Source organism: Thermoanaerobaculia bacterium, from assembly GCA_035260525.1.
GTDB lineage: Bacteria > Acidobacteriota > Thermoanaerobaculia > UBA5066 > DATFVB01 > DATFVB01.
Genome location: DATFVB010000245.1, coordinates 1 through 8,687, shown reverse-complemented (window position 1 = coordinate 8,687; position 8,687 = coordinate 1). Strand labels below are relative to the sequence as shown.

The window sequence follows — 8,687 nt, the reverse complement described above, 5'->3', positions numbered from 1 at the left end:
CCCCGAACCGCGCGTTGAATTCGAGGACCTTCATACCGGACGCCGTCAGCATCAGACCGACGTAAAGCACGCCGGAGAAGGCACGATGGTCCTGCGCCATCATCGAGAGCACCGGATGAACGATGTCCCGCAGCACCGCCGCCGCCTGCTCGCCGCCGAGCACTCCCGCCGGGGAATGCGCGCCCATTCCACCGGTATTCGGGCCGCGATCGCCGTCGAAGACCTTCTTGTAGTCCTTCGCCGTCGGAAGAGCGAGCGCCGTCTTGCCGTCGCAGAGCGCGAGGAACGAAGCCTCCTCGCCTTCCAGGAACTCCTCCACGAGCACCCGGTCGGCGGCGGTCCCGAAGACCTTCTCGTCGAAGAACAGACCGAGCGCGACCCGCGCCTCGTCGGGAGTGGCGACGACCATCACGCCCTTTCCCGCCGCGAGACCGTCCGCCTTGATGACCGCCGGAAAGCCCAGCTCGGCGAGCGCCCGCTCCGCCTCGACGCGCGAGGAGCAGATCCAGGCGTGGGCCGTCGGGATCCCGACCCGCCGGCAGAGCTCCTTCGAGAAGACCTTCGACGCCTCGATTTCCGTCGCGAGCCGGGTCGGCCCGAAGATCGGCAGCCGGCGCTTCTGGAACTCGTCGACGATCCCGAGCGTCAGGGGGAGCTCGGGGCCGATCACGGTGATCCCCACGCCGACGCGCTGGGCGAAATCCGCGAGCTCGATCACGGACGCCGCGGAGATCGGAACGACGTCGGCGATTTTCGCGATCCCGGCGTTGCCCGGCGCCGCGAAGATCTCCGATGCCGAACCGCCGTCGCGCAGAGCGGCGGCGAGGGCATGCTCGCGCCCTCCGGATCCGACGAGGAGAACTTTCATCGGCGGGCGCTCATGGACGGCGATGAAGTTTACCGCATTCGGGAATTCGTTCCCGAAAGGCGATTCGCCTCCGTGACGGCGCCGTCCTGCGCCCCCGCACGCGCCGTATCGCCGTTTCTGCGGGATGCGATAGATTCGATCCCATGAAATTCGAGCTTCGCGGCTGCGGAACCGCCCTCGTGACCCCCTTCGACGAGCGCGGAAAGATCGACTTCGCCGCTCTGGAGTCGCTCGTCAACTGGCAGATCGCCGAGGGGATCGATTTCCTCGCCACCTGCACCCCGGAAGGAGAGTCGCCGGCTCTCTCGGGCGACGAACGCAAGGCCGTGACCGCCCACGTCGTCAAGATCACGAACGGACGGGTGCCGGTCGTGGCCGGCGCCGGAGGCAACCACACGGCGAAGTCGGTCTTCTGGGCGCGCGACGCCGTCGCCGCCGGAGCGTCCGCGATCCTCTCCGTGACCCCGTCGTACAACCTTCCCAGCCCCGAAGGGCTCTTCCGGCACTTCACGGCGATTTCGGACTCGACCCGGCTTCCGGTCATCCTGTACAACGTCCCGACGCGAACCGGCGAAGATCTCGACTCGGAGACGATCGTGCGGCTCGCGCAGCTTCCCCGCGTCGTCGGCATCGCCGATGGCTCGACCAACTTCCGCCGGCTCGCGCGTCTCGTACCGCGGCTCCCCTCCGATTTCGCGGTCTATTCCGCCGACGACGTGACGGCCCTCGCCGGCATCGGCCTCGGGATGAAAGGCCTCCTCTCGATCGCCGCCAACGAGATCCCCGAGCCGATCGCGCAGATGGTGCACGCCGCCCTCGACGGCCGCAACGAAGAGGCCCGCGCGATCTACCAGAAGTACTTCCCGCTGATCGACGTCAACCACTGCGAACGGAGTCCGGGACCGATGAAGGCGGCGCTGGCGATGATGGGTCGTTGCGGCGAGACGCTCCGGCTGCCGCTGGCGCCGGTGCGGGACGAGTCCCGGAAGCGAATCGAGAAAGTGCTGCGGAGCCTGAAGCTCGCGGGCCGCGGCGCGCGGGGCTAGCCTGCTCGACCGGCGGCCGGACGCGAACCCGACGAGATGCGGGCCGACGCCCGGCGCCTAAGGCGTACCGGCGAGCGTACGTCGTGGCCGGCGACATGCGCCGTTAGGCTCGATGCATCCGCCTTCGCCGAGGCTTCGGCGCGACAAGTCGCCGCGCCGGTCAACCCAGCTTCTGGTACGAGGAATTCAGTTCAGTCGACGCAAAAGCGCGGCGAGGCGCGAACCCGATCCGCCGTCGCTCTCACGAGATATGGCGGATTGATCGTCAAGTACGTCGCCTGAGGCAATAACGCAGTCGACGCTTTGATCCGCCGAAGCCTCGGCGAAGGCGGACGGGATGCGGGCGCCCGACCCGCATTGGTTAATGAGGGCCAGGTCGCTCGGGGCCCTTCGCATCGCGGAAAGCTTTCGCCCGAAGTCACCGAGGCGAAAGCTCCCCGATGCGGGAGCGGGAGCGTCGGCGAAGGGGGTGGCGGCGGTGCCGTCGAGTCGCTCGTTCGACGAGCGGCGCCGCCGCCACGCGCTCTCGTCCCCCGAGCCAGCTCCCGCGACGGTCACGCGCCCGTTAGGCTCGATGCATCCGCCTTCGCCAAGGCTTCGGCGCGACAAGTCGCCGCGCCTAGAGGGGATCGACCGTCCAGACCTTTCCGTACCGGAAGACGACCTTCTTCCCGATCGCCTCGTACCGCCAGGTCTCGGTGCCGTTGGCGTCCTTTTCCTTCGAGTTCGGGTCGCCCCAGATCGAGTGAACCTCGTCCTGCGTCATCGTCACGGAGACCGTCTGGTCGGCCGCGGCGCTCTCGACCGATTGCACCTGGTTCACGCGCGCCCGCTCGCGGGCCGCGGCGCGTTCCGCTTTCGGGATCACCGCTTCGGTGCTCATCACGTCCTTGTTGACGACGCGGTCGAGAAGCGTCGTCCGGGTCGCCACGTACCAGACGACGACGATCAGGACGAGGAGGGCGGTGATCCATTTCATGGATATCTCCAGCGCGGCGATGCCTCGAGCCGGGCGGGCGCGAGCGCCGCGACCCGCGGCCTTACCGTAGGCTCACCGGTACGCCGCGGCCGCGGGTCGACCGCCCGCATCCCGCCGGGCTCGCGCCTCGACGCGCCTCGTGGTCGATTCGACTGAGCGGACCGCGCCCCCAAGGGTTACGACAATCGACCCGAGCCTGGCTGCGGCGGCGCACGATCATCCCTTCCTCGCGACCTTTCCCATTCCGGCCTGCGCTATCGGACGCAGCACAATCTCATCGATGTCGACGTGGGGAGGACGCGTGAGCGCCCACACGACGCAGTCGGCGATGTCCGAGGCGGTCAGCGGCTGTAACCCCCGGTACACCTCGTCCGATTTCTGCTTCGCCTCCCGGGGGTCCTCCTCGCCATGGAACCGGACGATCGAGAACTCCGTCTCGACGAGCCCGGGACATATCTCCGTGACGCGGATGTTCGTCCCGTTCAATTCGAGCCTCATCGCCTGCGAGATCGCCCTCACGGACCACTTCGTCGCGCAGTAGACGGAGCCTCCTTCGTAAACGCCGTGTCCCGCGACGGAGCCCATGTTGACGACGTGCCCGGAGTCCTGCGCGATGAGCCGCGGAAGGACGAGACGCGACATGTGGAGCAGCCCCTTCACGTTGGTGTCGATCATCTCTTCCCATTCGCTCTCGATCCCCTCGGCGACGAACTGACGGCCGCGCGCGAGCCCGGCGTTGTTGACGAGAACGTCGATGCGGCCGAATCGCTCGACCGTCGCGGCGACGAAGGCCTCGCAATCCGCGACTTCGCGGACGTCCATCTCATGGAAGAGACACTCGGTGCCGTGGGTGGCGGCGAGCTCCGCCGCGAGCCGCTCGAGCCGTTCGACGCGGCGGGCGCCGAGCGAAAGCCGCGCGCCCAGAGGGGCGAGGAGCCGCGCCGTCGCTTCGCCGATTCCCGAAGAGGCCCCCGTGATCAAGACGACCCCGCCGCTGAGATTCATCGCGTCATTTTAGACCTTCGAGAACGCGGAGCGAGGCCGACTTGAAGACGGCGGCGACCTCCGCTCCGGGCACGATTCGCAGGGCCGAAAGGGCGTCTCGCGTGACGCGCGACTGCAGCCGCCGCGGACCGCTCGAGAGCATCACGAGCACCGAGTCGCCCGCGTCGTCGACCGAGTCGACCCGCATCGGAAGGGCGTTCCGCGCCGACAGACCTTCGATCGGGCCGCGCGCGATCAGAACGTCCTCGGCGAAAAGCGCGAGGGTGACTTCGGCGCCCTCCGCCCCTTGCACCTCGGGCGCTCGAAGGACGGCGCCCTCCCACTCGACGAGGGTTCCCCCTCCCGCGGCCGCCCCGCGGACGCGTCCGCGCAGGAAGTTCTCGACCCCGGCGATGCGCGCGACGGCCCACGAGCCGGGACGGGACAACGTGGCGAGGGGCTCCCCCTGCGCGACGGCGCGCCCCCCCTCGAAGACCACGACCTCGTCGGCGAACGCGAAGACCTCCTCCACGTCGTGCGTGACGAGAACGGTCGGGACCCCCGAGAGGCGCGGAATCCGGGCGAGAAGCGGCAGGATCTCGCGCCGCGCCGCCGCGTCGAGGTTCGCGAAAGGCTCGTCGAGAAGAAGGATCTCCGGAGACGACGCGAGCGCGCGGGCGATCTGGACCCGCCGCATCTCGCCCCCGGACAGCTCGCGCGGGCGGCGCTCCCGGAGGGGCGCGACGCCGAGAACCGCGAGCGCATCCGCCGTTTCGCCGGACCCGCCCCCGGTCCGGCAGGAGGACGCGAAGGCGATGTTCTCGCCGACGGTCATCGCCGGGAAAAGGTCCGCCGCCTGCCGGACGTATCCCACGCGTCGCCGGCGCGGAGGAACGTCGATCCGGGCGTCGGAGTCGAAGAGCGTCGATCCGCGGACCTCGATCCTCCCCTCCTCCGGACGGCGCACCCCCGCGACGCCGTCGAGAAACGTCGTCTTCCCGGCTCCCGAAGCCCCGAAGATCGCGAGCGCGCGCGCGTCGCTCTCGAACCGCACGTCGGCTGCGAAATCGCCGCGCCGGAGGCGGACCGAGGCGGAGATCACTCCCATCGCCGCGGGATGCTCCGGTGCGCCGCCAGCAGCGCGGCGTACGCCAGGACCGTCGTGATCGCGACGAGCGCCGCCGCCCGGCGGTCGTCGCCGGCCGAGAACGCGTCGTAGATCGCGATCGAAAGGGTCTGCGTCCGGCCCGGGATGTTGCCGGCGACCAGCAGCGTCGCTCCGAAGTCGCCGACCGACCGGGCGAAAGCGAGGACCGCCGCCGAGACGAGGCCGCGGGCTGCCGTCGGCAGCGTCACCCGCGCGAACACCTTCGCGTCCGATGCGCCGAGGAGCCGGGCCGCCTCCTCCCATCGCGGGTCGACCGCGGCGAGCGCGGTCCGAGCGGTCACGAAGAACAGCGGGAACGACACGCAGGCCGCGGCGACGACGGCGCCCTTCCAGTCGAAGACGAGCCGGACGCCGTGGCTCTCGAGGAAGCGCCCGAGCGCCGTCGAGCGCCCGAGCAGGAGCAGCAGGTACCAGCCGAGCGTCGTGGGAGGGAGAACGAGCGGAAGGAGGAGCGTCGACTCCGCGAACGCGTTGCCTCGCCGCGAGAACCGGCGCGCGAGAGGCAGGCCAAACAGGGCGGCGAGCGCCGTCGAGCAGAGGGCGATCCGGAAGGTCAGCAGGAGCGGCGTCCAGACGGTCACGGGAGCCGGTATCCGTGCCGCGCCCAGATCGCGCGCGCCTCGGGCCCGCGGAGGAACCGAAGGAGAGCCGCGGCTTCGTTCGGATGAGAGGAGCGCGCGACGACGGCCGCTTCCTGCCGGATCGGCGCGTAGAGCTCGCGCGCGACGGCGAACCGCGCCAGACGCGTCTCGCGCGCCTCCGATTCGGCGGCGAACCCGGCGTCCGCATCGCCCGATTCGACGTAGCGAAGCGCGTCCCGAACGTTCTCGGCGAACACGAGCCGCGGCCGCACGCCGTCGATCACGCCGGAACGGGTCAGCGCGTCGATCGCCGCCCGTCCGTACGGGGCGATCTCGGGCTTGGCGACGGCGATCCGAGCAAACGCGGGGTTGAGGAGATCGCGAATCGACGTGCACTTCGGACGCCCCGGCGCCGTCGCCAGGACGAGCGTGCCTTCGGCGTAAGCCGCCCGGCCGGGGGCGACCAGATGCCGCTCCTCCAGGCGCGAAAGGAACGACTCATCGGCGGACAGGAAAAGATCGAACGGCGCGCCCTGCTCGACCTGGCGGGCGAGGATGCCGGACGCGCCGTAGGAGACGACGACCCGAATCCCCGATTGGCGCTCGAACGCGGCGCGGATCTCCTCGAAGGCGGGACGCGCGTTGGCGGCCGCCGCGACCGTGAGAACGCCCCTGGCCGCCGCCGGCGAGGCCGCGCCGACGAGGGCGAGAATGCCGATGCCGAGAAGGTCTTTTGCGCGGAGCACGCGCGCAACAGTCTATCGCGCGTCAATTGCTCCCGGCGGGGCGCTCGGGTAGACTCGTCGGCTGCGGCGGGCGTAGCTCAGCTGGTTAGAGTGCCAGATTGTGGATCTGGATGTCGTGGGTTCAAATCCCATCGCTCGCCCCATCCGTCGCCTTTGCGACGCTCTCGGAGCTCGGATCGCAAAGGCTCCCGCGACGCGAACCTCCTCCCTGCGGTTACTCGGGAGACTTTTCGCGTCGCGCCTGCGCGGCTCGGCTAGGAAGCCTCGACCGCTCCGGGGCCCGAAGTCGAAAAGAGCTGGCGCGACCTCGCGGAGCTCGGATCGCGAGCGACCGGAAAAGATCCGCGTCATTGCGAGCGCAGCGACGTGTCCGCCATAGCCTCGGGCGAAGGCGGAAGCAATCTATTCGGAAACGAAAACCCTGCGCTATACTTCGCGACTCGCTCTTTGCACCCGTAGCTCAACTGGATAGAGCGTCAGCCTCCGGAGCTGAAGGTTGGCGGTTCGAGCCCGCCCGGGTGCACCAATACCGTCGGCCGAGCGCCGCGCTTCGCTGGAACCGCTCGGCCTCCCACAACGCGATCCTCCTCCCCTCGATTACTTCGGGGAGACTAATCGCGTTGTGCCTGCGCGGCTCGGGTAAAACCCTCGACCGCTCCGGGGCCCGATCCGGAATCGGGAGAGCTCGAGAGGAACTCCTCTCGGGTAAAACATTCAGCTCGCCGGTTCGGTCGCCCGTCAAGGCGACCGATCTGCGGCGCGAGCCGCCCGGCGGAGCGAGAGCGTCAGCCTCCGGAGCTGAAGGTTGGCGGTTCGAGCCCGCCCGGGTGCACCATGTCGGCGCGCACAGCTCGCGCTTATGGCGCTCGACTGCTGGCGGCCTCTCGGATCGCGGACCTCCTCCGCTCGGAGGGCTTGCGCACGAGTGCGCTGCTCCAGATGTCTCCGAGCGGAGACTTTCCGCAATCGGCTCGCGCCCTGCGTGCGCGGCGATCGGCGCGCTTGGCGCTTGGTGGCGTCGGCCGCTCCGCGGCTGCGACCCACGTCGCGCGCTGGATACGGCCTGCGTCGCTCGCCCTCCAAGGTCTCGACGACTCCGGCGCCCCCGGGCCGCGGGCACGCGTCCGCGACCTCGCGGAGCTCGGATCGCGAAAACCCCGGTCGCACCCAGCGGCCCCCAGGGAGAGCTCGAGAGGAACTCCTCTCGGGTAAAACATTCAGCTCGCCGGTTCGGTCGCTGAGTGGCGCGACGAGGAAATAGCGGGGCACATCAGCCCATCATCTTCAAAGCAGCCTCGTACCCTTTCGTCTCCCTGACCTTCTTCACCTGAGCCTGTTTCGCCTTCGGGAGTCTCCTGACTTTGCCCATGTATTGACCCTGAAGTTTCCTCTGCGCTCTCACGGCTGCCGAGAGTCTCGGCTTCTTCCGAGTCTTCTTCGCCCGGAACTTGAAATTCTTGTACGGATCATGTCGGCTCGTGTTCACCTGAAACTTCCGGGACTTCCTATTACGAGACCCTGACGCCTTTCTCCCACCAGGGCCGGCCTTCTCATTACCGAAGACCGATGAGAGATTCTCGAAATGCAGCTTCAGCGCAGCTAATCCAGATTCCAGGTCATCGATGATCGACTGGACATTCTTGGCCATTCACTTTCTCCTTTCGAGAGTCTGTGAAGTTTAGCATCACCATTCCGACTGCATCCCAATCTCCCTCAGACATGTCTTCAGAAATCGGTGCCGTTATTCACGCCCGATCTTGAGAGCAGATCTCCACGTCAAGATGGTTTCCCGACTCCTACCGGCCGTTGCTGACGCTCCAGTTGTTGGTGAGCCCATCGCCGCACACATAGGCTCCGTTACCGGACTTCGGACTGCTGGCAAACAGTTGCCCGGTATACGTAGCGCCCTTGGAGTTGGTCGGGCACGGACCCGTGAATCGCACATCGCCGGCGGTGTCGAGCACGGAACCGCCGAGGTCTCCGAAGCTGCTGGAGATTGCGCCGTTCGTAACGATGAAATATTGAGACGCCGTTTGGGATGTCGGAGTTCCATTGTAGCTGTACCAGACGGTCATGTCGTACGTTCCGTCAAAGGCAGACAGGCCGCCACCGCCGCCAGTGGCCGCGGCCTCGGTAACGGTGAACGTCAACCCCGCGATCGTCATCGTGCCGGTGCGCTGCGTCGGACTCGCATTCGCCGACACCGAATAATTCACCGTCCCGTTGCCGCTTCCGCTGCTGCCCGAGGTGATCGCGATCCACCCGTCGTTCGTTACGGCGGTCCATGGTAAGCCTTGGGATGCGCTGACCGTCAC

9 protein-coding genes and 2 tRNA genes are annotated in these 8,687 nt (G+C 68.1%); 3 read left to right on the top strand and 8 right to left on the bottom strand.

The window, feature by feature from the left end:
* The coding region (gene purD, locus VKH46_12205) for a phosphoribosylamine--glycine ligase (GenBank protein HKB71599.1) at nt 1–868 on the bottom strand (868 nt) is incomplete at its 3' end.
* A 143-nt stretch (nt 869–1,011) separates the two neighbouring features.
* On the opposite strand from purD, the gene dapA reads away from it, so the two are divergent.
* A complete protein-coding gene (gene dapA, locus VKH46_12200; protein ID HKB71598.1) occupies nt 1,012–1,914 on the top strand; it encodes a 4-hydroxy-tetrahydrodipicolinate synthase in 903 nt (300 codons plus the stop codon).
* Nucleotides 1,915–2,533: 619 nt separating this feature from the next.
* Here the strand turns inward: dapA and VKH46_12195 are convergent.
* The 5 genes from VKH46_12195 to modA form a co-directional block, all read right to left on the bottom strand.
* Nucleotides 2,534–2,893: a hypothetical protein gene (locus VKH46_12195; GenBank protein HKB71597.1), complete on the bottom strand. Its 360-nt coding sequence runs from the start codon at nt 2,891–2,893 to the stop codon at nt 2,534–2,536.
* 216 nt (nt 2,894–3,109) lie between these two features.
* On the bottom strand, nt 3,110–3,898 hold the full coding sequence (locus VKH46_12190; GenBank protein HKB71596.1) for an SDR family NAD(P)-dependent oxidoreductase: 789 nt from the start codon (nt 3,896–3,898) through the stop codon (nt 3,110–3,112).
* 4 nt (nt 3,899–3,902) lie between these two features.
* The gene (locus tag VKH46_12185) at nt 3,903–4,985 is read right to left on the bottom strand and encodes an ATP-binding cassette domain-containing protein (GenBank protein ID HKB71595.1); all 1,083 of its coding nucleotides are present in this window, start codon (nt 4,983–4,985) and stop codon (nt 3,903–3,905) included.
* The gene (gene modB, locus VKH46_12180) at nt 4,976–5,626 is read right to left on the bottom strand and encodes a molybdate ABC transporter permease subunit (protein ID HKB71594.1); all 651 of its coding nucleotides are present in this window, start codon (nt 5,624–5,626) and stop codon (nt 4,976–4,978) included. Before modB ends, VKH46_12185 begins: the two co-directional genes overlap by 10 nt.
* Nucleotides 5,623–6,372, bottom strand: coding sequence for a molybdate ABC transporter substrate-binding protein (gene modA / locus VKH46_12175; protein ID HKB71593.1), 750 nt, complete (start codon nt 6,370–6,372; stop codon nt 5,623–5,625). The genes modB and modA overlap by 4 nt, the downstream gene beginning before the upstream one ends.
* A gap of 66 nt (nt 6,373–6,438) precedes the next feature.
* Between modA and VKH46_12170 the strand changes: the two genes are divergently transcribed.
* Both VKH46_12170 and VKH46_12165 read left to right on the top strand, forming a co-directional pair.
* Nucleotides 6,439–6,515 (top strand) — tRNA-His (locus VKH46_12170).
* A gap of 306 nt (nt 6,516–6,821) precedes the next feature.
* Nucleotides 6,822–6,898, top strand: a tRNA-Arg gene (locus VKH46_12165).
* A gap of 744 nt (nt 6,899–7,642) precedes the next feature.
* Here the strand turns inward: VKH46_12165 and VKH46_12160 are convergent.
* The gene (locus VKH46_12160) at nt 7,643–8,020 is read right to left on the bottom strand and encodes a hypothetical protein (protein ID HKB71592.1); all 378 of its coding nucleotides are present in this window, start codon (nt 8,018–8,020) and stop codon (nt 7,643–7,645) included.
* 148 nt (nt 8,021–8,168) lie between these two features.
* Nucleotides 8,169–8,687 (bottom strand): BACON domain-containing carbohydrate-binding protein (locus VKH46_12155; protein ID HKB71591.1); only part of this gene is annotated, 519 nt, incomplete at its 5' end.

What these genes read in the sequence shown, in the direction of transcription:
- dapA (HKB71598.1), top strand. Translation starts at nt 1,012, where the DNA reads ATGAAATTCGAGCTTCGCGGCTGCGGAACCGCCCTCGTGACCCCCTTC.
- VKH46_12185 (HKB71595.1), bottom strand. Translation starts at nt 4,985, where the DNA reads ATGGGAGTGATCTCCGCCTCGGTCCGCCTCCGGCGCGGCGATTTCGCA.
- VKH46_12190 (HKB71596.1), bottom strand. Translation starts at nt 3,898, where the DNA reads ATGAATCTCAGCGGCGGGGTCGTCTTGATCACGGGGGCCTCTTCGGGA.
- VKH46_12160 (HKB71592.1), bottom strand. Translation starts at nt 8,020, where the DNA reads ATGGCCAAGAATGTCCAGTCGATCATCGATGACCTGGAATCTGGATTA.
- VKH46_12195 (HKB71597.1), bottom strand. Translation starts at nt 2,893, where the DNA reads ATGAAATGGATCACCGCCCTCCTCGTCCTGATCGTCGTCGTCTGGTAC.